The following is a 16,440-nucleotide window of genomic DNA, read 5'->3' as shown; positions in this document are numbered from 1 at the left end:
GCTCTAATCAGGCTCTTCGATCGGGGGGAATGTGGGCATGGGCGCAGGGCAGCGCAGTGACAAATCGGCCGAGGCGCGCTCGGAATGGTCGGACTACGCGGTACTGGTGGTCGATGACGAAGCCGGCATGCGCAGCTTCTTGCAGCGGGCGTTCAGCGCGCGCGGCTGCGCTGTGGAGGTGGTCGAGAGCGCCGAGGCGGCGGCCATGCTGCTGGCCGACGCCCATTTCGACGTCATCGTGCTCGACATCGCCTTGCCCGGAAAGGCCGGCATTGCCTGGCTGCGCGAGCTGCGCGCCGGCGCGTTTTCGGGCGACGTGGTGTTGATCACCGCCTTTGCCGACATGGAGACCGCCATCGACGCGCTGCGTGCCGGCGCGGCGGACTTCATCCTCAAGCCCTTCCGGGTCGATCAGATCATCAATTCGCTGGCCCGCTGTTTCGAGCGCGGCCGGTTGACGCGCGAGAACTACGTGCTGCGCCGCGAGGTGGCCGGCCTGGCGGGCGGCACCGAAGGCCTGGTCAGCCAGTCGCAGGCCTTGCGCCAGGTGTGGAGCCTGATCAAACGGGTGGCGCCCACGCCGACCACGGTGCTGATCCAGGGGGAATCGGGCGTTGGCAAGGAGCTCGCCGCCCGCGCGCTGCACCAGATGAGCGCCCGTGCCGAGCGCCCCTTTGTGCCGGTCAACTGCGCCGCGGTGTCGGCCGAGCTGATCGAGAGCGAGCTTTTCGGGCATGTGAAAGGGGCGTTTACCGGCGCCAGCGAGAGCCGCAGCGGCCTGTTCACCTACGCCAACGGCGGCACCCTGTTTCTTGACGAGATCGGCGAACTGCCGCTGGCCCTGCAGACGAAGCTGTTGCGTGCGCTCGAAGAGCAGCGCGTGCGGCCGGTCGGCTCGACCAAGGAGATCCCGGTGGATGTGCGCGTGGTTGCGGCTACCAACCGCGATCTGCGCATCGAAGTCGCCGCCGGGCGCTTTCGGCAGGACCTGTTCTATCGTCTCGAAGTGCTCACCGTCACCATCCCGCCGCTGCGTCAGCGCACGGACGACATCGTGCCGCTGGCCGAGCACTTCAACGGCCAGCTGGCGGCCCGCCTGGGCCTGCCGCCGCTGCCCATCACGCCCGAAGTGGCGGCCCGGCTGGTCGGCTACGCGTGGCCGGGCAATGCCCGGGAGCTGCGCAACTTCATCGAGCGGGCGCTGATTCTGGGGCATTTCCCGGTCGAGGCGCCGGCGGCACTGGGCGGCGAGGTGCTGCCGCTGACCTTGGCCGAGGTCGAGCGCCGGCACATGGAAGCGGTGCTGCGTCAGTGTGACGGCAACAAGACCCGCGCGGCCGAGCTGCTGGGCGTCTCGCGCAAGACGCTGGAGCGCAAGTGCGCCGAATGGGCGACCGACGCCGCGTGACGAATCCGCTCAGCGCACTGCGTGCGCGCTTTTCAGCATCGGTCAGAGCCAAATTGCTGGCGCTGGTGCTGGCGCCCTTGCTGATTGGCGTGCCGGTGCTGCTGGCGCTGGTGTGGACCTGGGGCAACGACACTTACGAGCGCCTGCTCAAGGCCAAGGTTCAGGCCGATCTGGTGATCGCCCACGAGTATTTCGATCGGGTGCAGCAAGGCGTCGGCCGTGATCTGCAGGCCTTGGCCGGTTCGAGCCGCCTTGCCGCCGATTTTCCCGACGGCACGCCGCAGGCCATGACGGAACTGCTCGCCAGCATGGGCGTACGCTACGGGCTGGATTTCCTGCATCTGCTGGACACGCGGGGGCGGCCGATGGCGTCGGCGCGCGCACCGCTCGGCCCGTTGCCCGATCGAACGCGCTGGTCGGCGGTCGCGGCGGCGGTGTCGGGGGCGGCACACACCAGCATCGAGGTGTTCAACCCGGAAGAGCTCGAGGCGATTGACCCGGCGCTGCGGCGGCGTGCGCACATCACGCTGGTGCCCACCCCGGCGGCGCGGCCGGACGACCGCGCCAGCGAAGAGCGCGGGCTGATGATCCACGCGGCCGCGCCGATCTATGACCGCACGGGCAGCTTCATCGGTGTGCTCGAAGGCGGCATCTTGCTCAATCGCAACCTCGGCATGGTCGACCGCATCAACGCCATCGTCTATCGTGAGGGCTCACTGCCACTGGGCAGCCAGGGCACGGCCACGCTGTTTCTCAACGACACCCGCGTGACGACCAATGTGCACTTGTTCGAAGGCGTGCGCGCGCTCGGCACGCGGGTGTCTGACGCGGTGCGCACCCAGGTGCTCGACACCGGCCAGGTGTGGCTGGACACCGCCTTCGTGGTCAATGACTTCTATGTTTCCGGTTACGAGCCCTTTCTGGACGGCAACCGTAACCGGGTCGGCATGCTCTATGTCGGTTTTCTCGAGACGCCCTTCCGCGAAGCCAAAGAGGCGGTGATGGGCGTGCTGTTCGCTATTTTCGTGGCGATCTCGGTCCTTGGCAGCCTGTTGTCGCTGCGCTGGGCACGCAGTATTTTTCGTCCCATCGAGCGGATCAACGCGGTGATCCAGCGCGTCGAGCAGGGCGATGCCGCGGCGCGCGTCGGGCCGCTCGCCAGCCGGGATGAGCTCGGTCGACTGGCGCTGGAGTTCAACCACCTGCTCGATACGTTGGCCAGCAAGCGCGAAGAGCTGCAGCGCTGGGCTGACGAACTCGATCGCAAGGTGGCGGCGCGCACCGCCGAACTGGCCGAGGCCAATGCCATTTTGCGCAAGGCGCAAGAGCATCTGGTGATGAGCGAGAAGCTGGCCGCCGTGGGCGAGCTGACCGCCGGCGTGGCGCACGAAATCAATAATCCGGTGGCCGTCATCCAGGGCAACCTCGATGTGCTCACCGACATCCTCGGTGAGTCGGCCGTGCCGGTGCGTGAAGAGATTCGCCTCATTCACCAGCAGACCGACCGCATCCGCCAGATCGTCACCAAGTTGCTGCAGTTCGCGCGGCCGGGCGAGTTTGCGGGCTACACCGAGCGGGTGAACGTGGCCACGCTGATCGCCGACTCCCTGGTGCTGGCGCGCCACACCTTCGACAAGCGCGGCATCGAGGTGCAGCGGCACGATGCGGCCACGCTGGATGTCGAGATCAACCGCAGCGAGCTGCAGCAGGTGCTGATCAACCTGATCGTCAACGCCGTGCAGGCCATGGGCGAGGGCGGCCAGCTGACGCTGAGCAGCGAGGACTGGGTCGAGGGCGGCGAGTGCGTCGGCGTTTGCCTGCGCGTGGCCGACACCGGCGCCGGCATCCGCGAAGCCGACCTGCAGCACATCTTTGACCCCTTCTTCACCACCAAGAAGGGGCACGGCACCGGTCTGGGCCTGTCGATCAGCCAGACCCTGGTTCAGCGCTACGGCGGACGCATCACCGTCGATAGTCGTCCCGGCCATGGCACGACCTTCTGCATCTGGCTGCGCAGCACGCCCGAATACGACGAGAGCCCCAACGCGCCGGGCTTCCGGGCCCGTTGGTTTGGTCCGACCGAGTGAGACATTTTGTCCGTGGTGGCCGCCGGCATGAGACAAAATGTCTCATTTGCTGCGCCGCGCTAAATCGCTAAACCCTTCGCTGGAAAGGGTTTTCCTGTTTGGCACGAAAACTGCCTTAAATCTTCTCAAATGACGGCATCACAGCCGGCCTGACGCGCGACAAGCGTTATCCGCCGGACTGCATAACGCCAAAAGGGGACAAGGTGAGTTTCAAGACAAGCAAGGGCGCGCCTGCGGCGACCGACTGCGATACCGTGTTGTGCCGCTGCCAGGGCCGGGTAGCCGACGCAGCCATCGACGGCGTCGCGGCGGATGCGCGGATCGCGATCACCGACGGCCTGTGCCGAAATGGCGGGTCGGCCAGCCTGCCCGAGGCGGTGCGCCAGATCGGCTGTACCCGCGAGGCACCGATGATCGAAGCCGCCGCGCCCACCGACCGCGCCCTGCGCTTCTTCCCCGCCCGTGAATACGCCAGTGGCGGCATGGCCGACGCACCGCGTCTGGCCGCGCTGATCGCCATGGCCCGCCTGCCCGAGCCGCCGCCGGTTGATTCCGTCAGCTACACCAGCGCCGGCCGCCTCGCCATTGTTGGCAATGGACCGCTGGCCATGGCTTGGGCGCAACGCCTGCACGGCAAGGCCGACGGGCAGCTGCAAGTCACCGTGTTTGCCGACGACGAGCAGCCCCTGCCCGCCGCCAGCCCGCGCCGGGTGCCGGTGCATCGCGCGCGGCAGATCAGCGTCGAGGGCTGGCTGGGCGCGTTTGATATTGCCTGGACGCCCGGCAATGCCGTCGATGCCTCGGCCTGTACCGGCTGCGGCGCCTGTCTCACCGCCTGTAGCTCCGACGCCATCGTGCGCGATGGCGTGGCCGCTTATGTCGACGCCGCGCGCTGCAACGACAAGCGCCGCTGCATCGAGGTGTGCGAGGTTGGCGCCATCGATTTCAGCTTCACCCCCCGCAGCGCGCGCTTCGATTTGGTGCTCGACCTCTCCGACCTCCCGCGTCTGGCCATGCCGCATCTGCCGCAGGGCTATTTCGCGCCCGGCAGCGATGCGCTGGCCCAGGCCGAGGCCGCGCTCGCGTTGACCGAGCTCGTTGGCGAGTTCGACAAGCCGCGTTTCTTCGATTACGACCGCGCCAAGTGCGCCCACTCGCGCAACCGCATCGACGCCTGTTCGCGCTGCATCGACACCTGTTCCACCTCAGCCATCCGCGCCGACGGCAATGGCGTGTTCGTCGAGCCGCACCTGTGCATGGGCTGTGGCGCCTGCGCCAGCGTCTGCCCGAGCGGCGCGATGCGCTACAACTACCCCTCGGTGGTCGAGATCGGCCTGCAGATTCGCACCGCACTGACGGCCTGGTCGCAGGCCGGTGGCGCTGCGCCGACCCTGCTCCTGCATGGTCGCGATCAGGCCAGCGCGCTCAAGATCTGGACCGAAACCGAGTCGCTCGCTGCGTCGGTGTTACCGCTGGCGGTGCATGACGCGGCCAGCGTTGGCCCCGACCTGCTGCTCTACGCGCTGTGCGCGGGTGCCGGTCGGGTGGTGATCTGGCAAAGCGCCGACGCGCCAGCCACCTATCAGGCCTCGGCTGGGCGGGCGGTGCGTTTTGCCGATGCCGTGGTCGCCGGCCTGGGCCTGACGACAACCGGCCAACGTTTTGCGTCGGTCACCGCCGATGCCGACGACCTGATGGCCCACCTGAGCGCCACCGCGCCGGCCATTGGTGCCCCGGCGCGTTTCCATCCACAGCTCGACAAGCGCGCCACGCTCGATTTGTGTTTTGCCCATCTGGCCACGCTGGCCGCGCCCGAGGCGCTGGCCGAGCCCTTGCCGGTGCCGGCTGGCAGCGCCTACGGCACCGTTGCGGTCGCCGGCGACAAATGCACGCTGTGCCTGTCCTGTGCCAGCGCCTGTCCGGCGCAGGCCCTGATGGACGACACCGAGGCGCCGCGCCTGCGCATCCGCGAAGCGAGCTGTGTGCAGTGCGGCCTGTGCGTGGCCACCTGCCCGGAAGACGCGATCACACTGGTGCCGCGCCTCAATCTCGCCGCGGCCGCCAAGCAACCCGCCGTGCTGCACGAAGACACGCCCTGCACCTGCCTGCGCTGCGGCAAGGCCTTTGGCTCCAGCGCCACGGTGCGCACGCTGATGGACCGCCTCATCGGCAACCCGCATTTCGCCGCGCCCGAGCAGCGTCGCCGTTTGCAGATGTGCGGCGACTGCCGGGTCATCGACATGATGTCGCCGGCCGACGGTCAGCGCGAAACCACCATCCAGGATCTGTCATGAGCGCTGCCACCGCCCCTCTCGCCGACGTGTTTGAGTTGTTGCCTGAAGACGCCGACCGCGCCGGCTTCTACGGTGTGCTGGCCAATCTGATGGCCGCGCCGCCCAGCGATGCCTTGCTGGCGGCGCTGGCCGGGGCCGACCGCCTGCAGGCTGACGCCGATGTGCCCGAAGGCAAAACACTGGCCACGGCCTGGGAGCAATTGTGCGATCTCGCCGGCCAATGCGACGGCGAGCGTGTGCGCGCCGAATGGAATGCCTTGTTCTGTGGTACCGGCCGTCCGCCGGTGCTGCCGTATGCGTCCTTTTACGAAACCGGTTTCCTGATGGAAAAGCCGCTGGCCCGCGTGCGCGACGATCTGGCCGCGCTTGGCCTGGCGCGCGAGACCGGATGCGGCGAGCCGGAAGACCATCTGGCCGCGCTGTGCGACGCCATGCGCGCGCTGATCAGCGACGGCCAGCACGGCATTGAGGTGCAGTACCCGTTTTTTCAACGCCATCTTCAGCGCTGGATCGGCCGTTGCTGTGCCGACCTGATGGTGGCGGCCGATGCGCAGTTTTACCGCGCGGTCGGCGCATTTGCCGCAGCGTTCTTCGCCGTCGAGGCGCGGGCGCTGAGTTTCGAGACCTGAACCAAGAGCCATGCGCGCACACAGCGCCAATCGGGGAGAAATAAAAATGAGTGAGACACGCGAAACGCCCACCCGCGAACCGGAGAGCGCGCCATCGAGCTTTGGCCGCCGCAGTTTTCTGTTTGCCGCGGCCGGCACCGGCGCCGCCGGCGTGGCGGCAGTCACCGGCATGGGCACGAGCACGCCCGCCGTGGCTGACGCGCTCAGCGAACCCGATGGCAGCGCCTCGGGCTACCGCGAAACGGCGCACGTGACCCGTTACTACCGCTCCACCCGTCTGTAAGGGAGACGACCATGCTGGTAAAAAAATCCAACCGGGCCGCGACGCCCGCAGGCAGCGGACTGAATGAAGCGCTCAGTGGTCGTGCCACGCCGAAGCGACTCGATCGACGCAGCTTTCTCAAGCGCTCCGGCCTGACCGCCGGCGCGGGCGCCATCGGCGCCAGCCTGCCCTTTGCCATGGTCAAGCCGGCCGAGGCGGCCAAGGCCGCCGGCGCGGGCGAGATCGAAATCAAACGCACCATCTGTACCCACTGTTCGGTCGGCTGTGCCATCGACGCCGAAGTGAAGAACGGCGTGTGGGTCGGCCAGGAGCCGGTCTTCGACAGCCCGATCAACCTCGGCGCGCACTGCGCCAAGGGCGCCTCGGTGCGCGAGCATGGTCACGGTGAGCATCGCCTGCGTACGCCGATGAAGCTGTCGGGCGGCAAGTGGGTGCGCATGAGCTGGGAAGACGCGATCACCGAGGTCGGCGACACGCTGATGGCGATCCGCGAGAAGCACGGCGCCGATGCGACGCACTGGATCGGCTCGTCAAAGCACTCCAACGAGCAGAGTTATCTGTTCCGCAAGTTTGTCAGCATGTTCGGCACCAACAACATGGATCACCAGGCGCGGGTCTGCCACTCCACCACGGTGGCGGGGGTGGCGAACACCTGGGGCTATGGTGCGATGACCAACTCCTATAACGACATGCAGCACTCGAAGGCGATCTTCTTCATCGGCTCCAACGCCGCCGAAGCGCACCCGGTGTCGATGCTGCACATCCTGCATGCCAAGGAAGGCGGCGCCAAGGTGATCGTGGCCGACCCGCGTTACACGCGTACGGCCGCCAAGTCGGATCAGTATGTGCGGCTGCGCTCGGGCTCGGATATTCCGCTGATCTACGGCATCATGCGCCACATCTTCGAGAACGGCTGGGAAGACGCCAAGTACATCGAAGACCGGGTGTACGGCATGGAGCAGATTCGCGCCGAGGCCATGGAATGGAGCGCCGACAAGGTGTTTGAGGCGACGGGCGTGCCTGACGCCGAGGTGCGTCAGATCGCCGAGACCATGGCCATGAACCGCCCCTCGACGGTGGTCTGGTGCATGGGCCAGACCCAGCACACGGTCGGCAACGCGATCACCCGCATGATGTGTGTGCTGCAACTGATTCTGGGCAACGTCGGCGTCGCCGGTGGCGGCACCAACATCTTCCGCGGCCATGACAACGTGCAAGGCGCCACCGACGTCGGCCCCAACCCCGATTCGCTGCCCGGCTACTACGGCATCGCTACCGGCTCCTGGAAGCACTGGGCCGCAGTGTGGGGTGTCGATTACGAGTGGCTCAAGGGCCGCTTTGTCAGCCAGGCGATGATGGAAAAACCGGGCATCACCGTGTCGCGCTGGATCGACGGCGTGACCGAAAACCCCGAGCTGATCGATCAGGCCACCAACATCAAGGCTCAGGTGTTCTGGGGCATGGCGCCCAACTCGCAAAGCCGCGGCAAGGACATGCTCGAAGCCATGAAGGCGCTTGAGCTGCTGCTGGTGGTCGATCCCTACCCGTCGGCGACGGCGGCGATGGCCGCGTCGGTGCGCACCGACGGCGTGTATCTGCTGCCGGCGGCCACGCAGTTTGAGACGGTCGGTTCGGTGACCGCCTCCAACCGCTCGCTGCAGTGGCGCGAGAAGGTCATCGAGCCGCTGTTCGAGTCCAAGCCCGACCACACCATCATGTACGCCTTCGCCAAGAAGTTCGGTTTTGCGAACGAGTTCTGCAAGAACATCAAGATCGCCAAGGATGCCAAGGGCTGGGACGAGCCGGATGTCGAAGACACCCTGCGCGAGATCAACCTCGGCACCTGGACCATCGGCTACAGCGGCCAGTCGCCCGAGCGGCTCAAGCTGCACATGGCAAACATGAGCACCTTCAACCCGCGCACGCTCAAGGCCGAAGGCGGCCCCTGCGATGGTGATTACTTCGGCCTGCCGTGGCCGTGCTGGGGCAACCCCGAGCTCAAGCACCCGGGCTCGCCCAACCTGTATGACACCACCCGCCATGTGATGAACGGCGGTGGCAACTTCCGCGCGCGTTTCGGCGTGGAAAAGGATGGCGTGTCCCTGCTTGCCGGTGACGGCTCCTCCTCGCTCGATGCCGATCTGAAGATGGGCTACCCCGAGTTCGATCATGTGCTGATGAAGAAGCTCGGCTGGTGGGAAGAACTCACCGACGCCGAGAAGACCGCCGCCGAGGGCAAGAACTGGAAGACCGATCTGTCCGGCGGCATGATCCGCGTGATCATGAAAAACCACGGCTGCATGCCTTACGGCAACGCCAAGGCGCGTGCGGTGGTGTGGAACTTCCCCGACGCGGTGCCCAAGCACCGCGAGCCGCTGTATTCGACGCGGCCGGATCTGGTCGACAAATACCCGACCCACGAGGACAAGAAAACCCACTGGCGCCTGCCGACGCTGTTCAAGTCAGTGCAGGACAAGTACCACGACGTGGGCAAGGACTTCCCGCTGATCATGACCTCCGGCCGCCTGGTCGAGTACGAGGGCGGCGGCGAGGAGACCCGTTCCAACCCCTGGCTGGCCGAGTTGCAGCAAGACATGTTTGTCGAGCTCAACCCGCGCGCCGCGGCTGATCGCGGCATCGTCGATCAGGACTGGGTGTGGGTCAAATCGCCGACCGGCGCACAGCTCAAGGTGCGCGCACTGGTCACGCCGCGGGTGGGGCCGGACACGGTCTTCCTGCCCTTCCACTTCTCCGGTCGCTGGATGGGCGAGGACATGCTCAAGTATTACCCGGAAGGTGCGGCGCCAATCGTCCGTGGCGAGGCGGTCAACACCGCCACCACCTACGGCTACGACGTGGTGACGATGATGCAAGAGACCAAGAGCACGGTGTGCCAGGTGATGAAGGCCTAAGGGGAGACGAACATGGCGAGAATGAAATTCCTGTGCGACACCGAGCGCTGCATCGAATGCAACGGTTGCGTGACCGCCTGTAAAAACGAGCACGAAGTGCCCTGGGGCATCCAGCGGCGCCGCGTGGTGACCATCAACGACGGTGTGGTCGGGCAGGAGAAATCCATGTCGGTCGCCTGCATGCACTGCTCCGACGCGCCCTGCATGGCGGTGTGCCCGGTCGACGTGTTCTACCGCACCGAAGACGGTGTGGTGCTGCACGACAAGGACGCCTGTATCGGCTGCGGCTACTGCTTCTACGCCTGCCCGTTTGGGGCGCCGCAGTTCCCGCAGACCGGCACCTTCGGCCAGCGCGGCAAGATGGACAAATGCACCTTCTGCGCCGGTGGCCCGGAAGCCGACGGCTCGGACGCCGAGTTCGAGAAGTACGGCAAGAACCGTCTCGCCGAAGGCAAGCTGCCGATGTGCGCCGAGATGTGTTCGACCAAGGCGCTGCTCGGCGGCGACGGCACGGCGCTGGCCGACATCTTCCGCGAGCGGGTGGTCCGCCGTGGTGGCAGCGGCGCCGAGATGATCGGCTGGAACACCGCTTACGGCGCTGGTGAGCAAAAGCGTGAGCAGAATCGCGGAGGTGACAAATGAACACCATGAAAGCCGTGCTCCTGATCGGTGCCGCGATGGCCCTGGCCGCCTGCAGCGAAGTGCCGCAGGTGACCCACTACGAGGCCGGCACCTACTCGGGCAAGCCCGACACCCGACCCTGGGAGTCGGCCGCCTACGGTGGCGACAAGGCAAAGTGGGAGAGTGACATGCGCGCTCGCGCCCGCAAGCAGACCGAAATCGGCCGCATGCCCCCGGGCTGAGGAGGACACCATGTGCGCACACCTCATCGTGACATTGCGGGCCGTGCTGCTGGCGGCCGTCCTCGGTCTGGGCTGGATCGCCGCACCCGCGGTGGCCGCGCCGCCGGATAACAACGCCGACGTGTACCGCGCCGTGCGCGACGGCACGGCCCAGTCCATCACCTTCACCGCCCCGGCCGATCGCACGCTGATCCAGTCCGAAGGCCAGACCTGGCGACAGTGGCGCAACGGCCCGATCACCCAGATCGGCGGCTGGTTGCTGGCCGGCGTGTTCATTGCGCTGGTGCTGTTTCGCCTGGTTCGCGGCAAGATCGTGCTGGAAGGGCCGCCCACCGGGCGATTGATCCAGCGCTTTTCAACCGTCGAGCGCATGACCCACTGGACGGTGGCGCTGACCTTTGTGCTGCTGGCGATTACTGGCTTGACGCTGCTGTTCGGCAAGCATGTGGTCATCCCGGTGATCGGTTACAGCGCCTTCTCGTGGATCGCGGCGCTGGGCAAGAACGTGCACAACTTTGTTGGCCCGCTGTTCTTCGCTTCGACCCTGGTGATGATGGCCTTGTTTGCGCGCGACAACGTGTGGCAGGCCATCGATGCGTTGTGGATTCGCAAGGCCGGCGGCTTGCTCTCGGGTGAGCATGTGCCTTCGTGGCGCTTCAACTTCGGCGAGAAGACCTGGTTCTGGATTGGCGTGGTCATTCTTGGCCTGACGGTCGGCATCACCGGGCTGGTGCTCGACTTCCCGGGCTACGGCCAGATCCGTCAGGACATGCAGCTGGCGCACATCATCCACACCAGCGGCGCCATCATCTTCATCGCCTTGTCGCTGGGCCATATCTACATCGGCAGCGTCGGCATGGAAGGTGCGCTGGAGTCGATGAAGACCGGCTATGTGGACGAAACCTGGGCCAGGGAGCACCACGAGTACTGGTATCGCGAAGCCAAGGGCGGCAGCGGTGCGGCACCGGTCGCGTCCGGCGCGGGGCGGCCATCGACCGCGCACTGAGCGATGGAAACCAACCGTGGTGCGTGTTGCGCCACGGTTGATTGATCAGGGGGTGGTCCGGCCGTGCTGTGCCAGTTCGTCGGCCGTATTGATATTGGCGAAGGCTTCCGGGCAGTCGTCGAAGTCGACGACTACATGCTTCTGGGTAAACACCCAGCGGTCGATCTTGCGTTCGCCCGCCGCCAGATAGGCGTGCAGGGCAGCGGCGGTGCGGGTGTGCGCAAGCAAAAACACCGGCTGCAGCTGATCGTCCGAGCGGACAATCGCCACGTCGGCATCGGCCGCGTCGGCGGCATCGAGCAGCCGGGCGACCAGATCGCGCGGCACAAAGGGCGAGTCGCAGGGGCAGGTGACCACCCAGCCGTCGGCCTGGCCAAGATGCGCGAAGCCGGCATCCAGCCCGGCCAGCGGGCCGACGAAACCGCTGTGGCGGTCGGTCAGCACCGGAATGCGGAAGCGCGAATAGACCTCGGTGTTGCGGTTGGCGTTGATCAGCAGCGCGTCGACTTGCGGGTGCAGGCGGGCCAGCACATGGTCGACCATCGGGCGGCCATCGAGCATGACCAGCCCCTTGTCGGCCCCGCCCATGCGGCGGCCGAGTCCGCCGGCCAGGACCAGGCCGGAAATACGTGGGTGACTCATTCAGGGGTTCTCGTGATGCGGTGCGGATGAGTGTAGACCAGATGACGACCCACGCGCGCCCGACAGATCAAGGTCACGCCCATTTCCTGGGCCAGTGCGAGCGCCATCTGGGTCAGCCCGGAGCGCGACACCAGGAAGGGAACGCGCATCTGGACGGCCTTCATGACCATTTCGGAGGTCAGTCGGCCGGTGGTGTAAAAGATTTTTCCCTGCCCGGTTTCTTCGTCCAGCCACATGAAGCCGGTAATGGCATCGACCGCGTTGTGCCGGCCCACGTCCTCGACGTGATAGAGCAGCGGCGCCTCGGGCGTGTTGTGCAGCAGCGCGCAGCCGTGCACCGAGCCGGAGCGCTTGTAGATGGTGTCGAGCGCGAGGATGCGGGCCAGTGCCGCGTCAAGCGTGGCGACGGGCAAGCTCGCGTCGGTGTCCAGTGGGCGCAATTCCTCCAGCCAGTTGCCGAACATGGTGCCCTGGCCGCAGCCGGTGGTGACCGTGCGTTTGGCCATGCGCTCGGTGGGCGGGCGCTGGCTTCGGGTGGTGACCGCGCAGGCGCCGGTGCTCCAGTCCACATGCACCGAACACAGGTCGGTCAGCGATTCGACCAGACCCTGGTTGCGCAAATAGCCCATGATCAAGGCTTCGGGCGCCTGGCCGAGCGTCATCAGGGTGACCACCTCGTGCTTGTCGAGATACACCGTGAGCGCGTGCTCGCCCGGCACCTCGACCTCGCGCGGCAGGCCTTCATGGTCAAGCACCTGCGCCGTGGCCGTGGCTGGACGCCGCGCGCGGGTAGTCGACAGGCGCGGCGCATCGGGTCCGCTGCCAAGCGGAATGTCGATGGGGGCATCGGTGTCGATGGGTGGTGTCTCCGTCATGTCGGGGGCGCCCTGGCGGAACCGGGCCGTCTCGGTTTATGTTTGAAGGCGTATTTTAGGGCCTGTTCGCCGTGAACAGGCTGTCGGGAGAAGCGATCGTGTCAGACGTACCGAATCCAGGTGTTGAAGCCCTCAACGGCGCCGACCAGCTGGCCGTGTGTTTCGCGCGCCAAACGGTGGACGGCAACCCGTGGATCGACCACCGCTGGGCGCTGGTTGGTCTGGCCTTCGGCGAGGTGCCGCAGCCCGACGGGCCGGACCAGGTGGTGGTCTCGGGGCTCAAGCTCGAGCTGCATGGGGATGAAGCCGAGGGTTATCACATGAACACCTGTGCCGATGAGCCTTCCTTGTTTTTCATGCTGCGGCCCGCCAACGAAGACCAGCCCGACGGACCGCCGACGGTGGTGGCGGTGAGCGCCAATTTCTACGAGGCGGCGCGCTGGATGGACGCCGGTGAGAGCGTCGAGCGCCTGCCGCTGCCCGATGGCTGGTGCGAGATCATCGCCGCCTTTGCGCGGGCCCACTGGCGCGAGCCCGAGAAAAAGCGTGGCAAGCGCTACGCGGCCACAGGAGACCACCGTGACCGACCGGGACACTAAACTGCCCGCGCCCGCGCCCACCGCCGAGGAGAGCGGCTTTCTGCGTCGCTGGTCGCAGCGCAAGCAAGCCATCGCGCGTGGTGAGGCGCCGCCCGAGCCGGTTGTTGCGCCGGCACCCGTCGGCGCATCCGTGCCGGCGCCCGACCCGCGGGACGAACGGCCCCTGCCCGACCCCGCGTCGCTCACCCTGGCCGATGACTTCAGCGCCTTCCTGCGCCCCAAAGTGCCCGCCGCGCTCAAGCGCCAGGCCATGGCACAGCTCTTCTCGCATGCGCATTTCAATCAGGTCGATGGCCTGGACGTCTACATGGATGACTACAATCTCATCCCCGACATGGACGACGCCGACCGCAGCCTGCTTCGCCATGCTCGGGCCGTGCTTGACCCCACGCCCGCCAAAACGCTCACCGAGATGGAAGACGAGGCGCTTGCCGTTGCGCAAGCAGCGCGTGAGGCCGCGGCAGACCCGTCCGGGCCAGACGCGGAGGTCGCCCCCGAAGTGGCGCCGACGGATGACACACCCCTTGCGGACTCCGACGCGCCGGCCGAGCGGCCGACCACGGACGATGGGTAAGCCAGCGCAGGCGGACCGGCGGGTGGCTGCCGCAGCCGCAAAGTAACGCCGGTCGCACGCCGTTTCGCCAAGGGCGAGCGGCCTGAAAATCGCTCACGGGCGTGCCTTTTAAAGGCACGCCCGTTTTTTTATCGCCGCCCAGGCCGGAAGAAAACATCTTGTTGCAAACGAAATTGTGAAGCGGATGCCCGGCTCGGTCGTGCATCCGTATTGCATGTCCATGCAGCCTGCGGGTTCCGATGCCCCTCGCTATCTGCCGGATTTGTCGACACATTCTTTAACGTGGTCAATGGCGGCATTTGTTACGCCAACAGCATTTTGTTGAAGTGCCGCTGAGTCGCGTGTCGGGCGCCGGCGACTGTTTTTCAGTCTTGCAGGTTGCATTCGAATGGCATCGTTTCTAGATTGAAAAGGCATTGAATCACCCGTTCGGCCCACGTCGACGCCACACAAGGCAGCGACGTTTCGGGGCAGGACGTCACCGCGACCCGGCTGCGTTAATCCACGTGCCGTCGCGGCAACCGTTGTCGTCTGCGTCGATTGGGAAACCGTCCGAGTGGCATCGCGTGGCCGTGGCCTCCGCGAGCCCGCCGGGCTGATAGAGAACCGGGCCGGCAAGTTGTCGCCATGGCGCTTGCCGGCTTCTCAGCACAGAGGAGTCACGACCATGCCGTCTGCCTTGACCTATCCCGGCGTCTATGTGGAAGAAGTGCCCAGCGGGGTGCGCACCATCACCGGGGTTGCCACCTCCATTACCGCCTTCATCGGTCGCGCCCTGCGCGGGCCGGTCAACGCACCGGTGCGGGTGCAGAGCTTTGCCGAGTACTCGCGCCTGTTCGGCGGGCTCTGGCAACCGAGCACCCTGAGTTATGCAGTGAATCAGTTTTTCCAGCACGGCGGCAGTGATGCGCTGATCGTGCGGGTGTTCAACGGCACGGTGTCGACCAGCACCGCGACCATCACCCTCGCCACCACCGGGGGTTCGCTGGTGCTCGAAGCGGCCAGCCCCGGCACCTGGGGCAGCGCGCTGCGCGCCACGGTGGATCACCTCACCCGCGACACCGCCGACACCCTGCTGTTCAACCTGCTTGTCGAAGAGCTCGACCGGCCCGGCGGCACGCGGGCGATTGCCTCGGAGCAGTTCCGCAATGTGTCGGTCGACCCGACCAGCCCGCGTTTCGTGAATACCGTGCTGAACGAGCAGTCCGCGCTGGTCAATGTGCGAACCTCGGCGCCGGCCACCGAGAGCCCGACCGACGCTACGGTGTCGGTGGCCAACCCGGACGGCACCGCCACCGCCGCCGGCACGCTGGGTAGCGACGGCAACCCGATTGCCGACGCCCAGATCACCGGCGACCAGAACGCCCGCACCGGCATCTTCGCGCTGGAGTCGGCCGACTTGTTCAACCTGCTGTGTATTCCGCCGCGCACGCCGACCAATGATCTGGCGAACGCCACCTGGGCCGCGGCCGCCACCTATTGCCAGACCCGCCGCGCGATGCTGATCGTCGATCCGCCGGCGGCCTGGACATCCAACCCGGCCACCGCCATCGCCACCGCCGTGACCGGCGTCAACACGCTGCGCGGGGCGATTGGCAACGACGCGGCGATCAACGCCGCGGCCTACTTCCCGCGCCTGCGCATGCCCGATCCGCTGTCCGAAAACCGGCTCGCCGACTTCGCCCCCTGCGGCGCGGTGGCTGGCATCATCTCGCGCACCGATGTGCAGCGCGGGGTGTGGAAAGCGCCCGCCGGGCTGGCGGCGAGCTTCTCCGGCGCGCAAGGCCTGACCTACACCATGACCGACCCGCAGAACGGTCAGCTCAACCCCATCGGCCTCAACTGCCTGCGCAGCTTCCCGGTCACCGGCCATCTGGTGTGGGGCGCACGCACCTTGGCCGGCGCCGATCTGCTGGCCTCGGAGTGGAAATACCTGCCGGTGCGGCGCTTCGCGCTGTTCCTGGAAGAGAGCCTGTATCGCGGCACGCAGTGGGTGGTCTTCGAACCCAACGACGAACCGCTGTGGGCGCAGATCCGCCTCAACATCGGCGCCTTCATGCAGACCCTGTTCCGCCAGGGCGCCTTCCAGGGCAGCAGCCCGCGCGAGGCTTACTTCGTCAAGTGCGACCGCGAGACCACGACGCAGAATGATATCGACCGCGGGGTGGTGAACATCCTCGTCGGCTTCGCCCCGCTCAAGCCGGCGGAGTTCGTGGTTCTGAAGATTCAGCAGATGGCCGGTCAGATCGAGACCTGATCAAGGAGAAC

General features: G+C 66.5%; 14 protein-coding genes. 12 read left to right on the top strand and 2 right to left on the bottom strand.

What is annotated here, in order from left to right:
• Positions 1-37: 37 nt before the first annotated feature.
• From FHP89_RS19280 to FHP89_RS19240, 9 genes are all read left to right on the top strand, one after another.
• Complete coding sequence (locus tag FHP89_RS19280) at positions 38-1,408, top strand: sigma-54-dependent transcriptional regulator (RefSeq protein ID WP_144176090.1); 1,371 nt, start codon at positions 38-40, stop codon at positions 1,406-1,408.
• Complete coding sequence (locus FHP89_RS19275; RefSeq protein WP_144176089.1) at positions 1,387-3,495, top strand: sensor histidine kinase; 2,109 nt, start codon at positions 1,387-1,389, stop codon at positions 3,493-3,495. Before FHP89_RS19280 ends, FHP89_RS19275 begins: the two co-directional genes overlap by 22 nt.
• Before the next feature lie 203 nt (positions 3,496-3,698).
• Positions 3,699-5,789: a 4Fe-4S binding protein gene (locus FHP89_RS19270; RefSeq protein WP_144176088.1), complete on the top strand. Its 2,091-nt coding sequence runs from the start codon at positions 3,699-3,701 to the stop codon at positions 5,787-5,789.
• Complete coding sequence (locus FHP89_RS19265; protein WP_144176087.1) at positions 5,786-6,418, top strand: TorD/DmsD family molecular chaperone; 633 nt, start codon at positions 5,786-5,788, stop codon at positions 6,416-6,418. Before FHP89_RS19270 ends, FHP89_RS19265 begins: the two co-directional genes overlap by 4 nt.
• A 46-nt stretch (positions 6,419-6,464) precedes the next feature.
• Positions 6,465-6,701: a formate dehydrogenase gene (locus FHP89_RS19260; RefSeq protein WP_144176086.1), complete on the top strand. Its 237-nt coding sequence runs from the start codon at positions 6,465-6,467 to the stop codon at positions 6,699-6,701.
• Positions 6,702-6,712: 11 nt separating this feature from the next.
• Positions 6,713-9,613 (top strand): molybdopterin-dependent oxidoreductase, encoded by a 2,901-nt coding sequence (locus FHP89_RS19255; protein WP_144176085.1) that lies wholly within the window; start codon positions 6,713-6,715, stop codon positions 9,611-9,613.
• A 12-nt stretch (positions 9,614-9,625) separates the two neighbouring features.
• The gene (fdh3B, locus tag FHP89_RS19250; RefSeq protein ID WP_144176084.1) at positions 9,626-10,255 is read left to right on the top strand and encodes a formate dehydrogenase FDH3 subunit beta; all 630 of its coding nucleotides are present in this window, start codon (positions 9,626-9,628) and stop codon (positions 10,253-10,255) included.
• Complete coding sequence (locus tag FHP89_RS19245) at positions 10,252-10,476, top strand: hypothetical protein (RefSeq protein WP_144176083.1); 225 nt, start codon at positions 10,252-10,254, stop codon at positions 10,474-10,476. Before fdh3B ends, FHP89_RS19245 begins: the two co-directional genes overlap by 4 nt.
• A 10-nt stretch (positions 10,477-10,486) precedes the next feature.
• Positions 10,487-11,482 (top strand): formate dehydrogenase subunit gamma, encoded by a 996-nt coding sequence (locus FHP89_RS19240; RefSeq protein ID WP_144176082.1) that lies wholly within the window; start codon positions 10,487-10,489, stop codon positions 11,480-11,482.
• A 45-nt stretch (positions 11,483-11,527) separates the two neighbouring features.
• Here the strand turns inward: FHP89_RS19240 and mobA are convergent, their stop codons facing one another.
• Both mobA and FHP89_RS19230 read right to left on the bottom strand, forming a co-directional pair.
• Positions 11,528-12,124 carry a molybdenum cofactor guanylyltransferase MobA gene (gene mobA, locus FHP89_RS19235; RefSeq protein ID WP_144176081.1) on the bottom strand — a complete coding sequence of 199 codons (597 nt, stop codon included), beginning with the start codon at positions 12,122-12,124 and terminating at the stop codon, positions 11,528-11,530.
• Positions 12,121-12,999 (bottom strand): formate dehydrogenase accessory sulfurtransferase FdhD, encoded by an 879-nt coding sequence (locus tag FHP89_RS19230; protein ID WP_144176080.1) that lies wholly within the window; start codon positions 12,997-12,999, stop codon positions 12,121-12,123. The genes mobA and FHP89_RS19230 overlap by 4 nt, the downstream gene beginning before the upstream one ends.
• A gap of 98 nt (positions 13,000-13,097) precedes the next feature.
• On the opposite strand from FHP89_RS19230, the gene FHP89_RS19225 reads away from it, so the two are divergent.
• From FHP89_RS19225 to FHP89_RS19215, 3 genes are all read left to right on the top strand, one after another.
• On the top strand, positions 13,098-13,598 hold the full coding sequence (locus FHP89_RS19225) for a DUF3305 domain-containing protein (protein WP_186300245.1): 501 nt from the start codon (positions 13,098-13,100) through the stop codon (positions 13,596-13,598).
• Positions 13,579-14,172, top strand: a complete 594-nt coding sequence (locus FHP89_RS19220) for a DUF3306 domain-containing protein (protein WP_186300244.1) — start codon at positions 13,579-13,581, stop codon at positions 14,170-14,172. Before FHP89_RS19225 ends, FHP89_RS19220 begins: the two co-directional genes overlap by 20 nt.
• Positions 14,173-14,839: 667 nt before the next feature.
• Positions 14,840-16,429: a phage tail sheath family protein gene (locus FHP89_RS19215; protein WP_144176077.1), complete on the top strand. Its 1,590-nt coding sequence runs from the start codon at positions 14,840-14,842 to the stop codon at positions 16,427-16,429.
• Positions 16,430-16,440 lie beyond the last annotated feature (11 nt).

It is taken from the genome of Denitromonas ohlonensis (assembly GCF_007625205.1).
Taxonomy (GTDB): domain Bacteria; phylum Pseudomonadota; class Gammaproteobacteria; order Burkholderiales; family Rhodocyclaceae; genus Nitrogeniibacter; species Nitrogeniibacter ohlonensis.
This window is presented reverse-complemented; position numbering and strand designations above follow the sequence as displayed.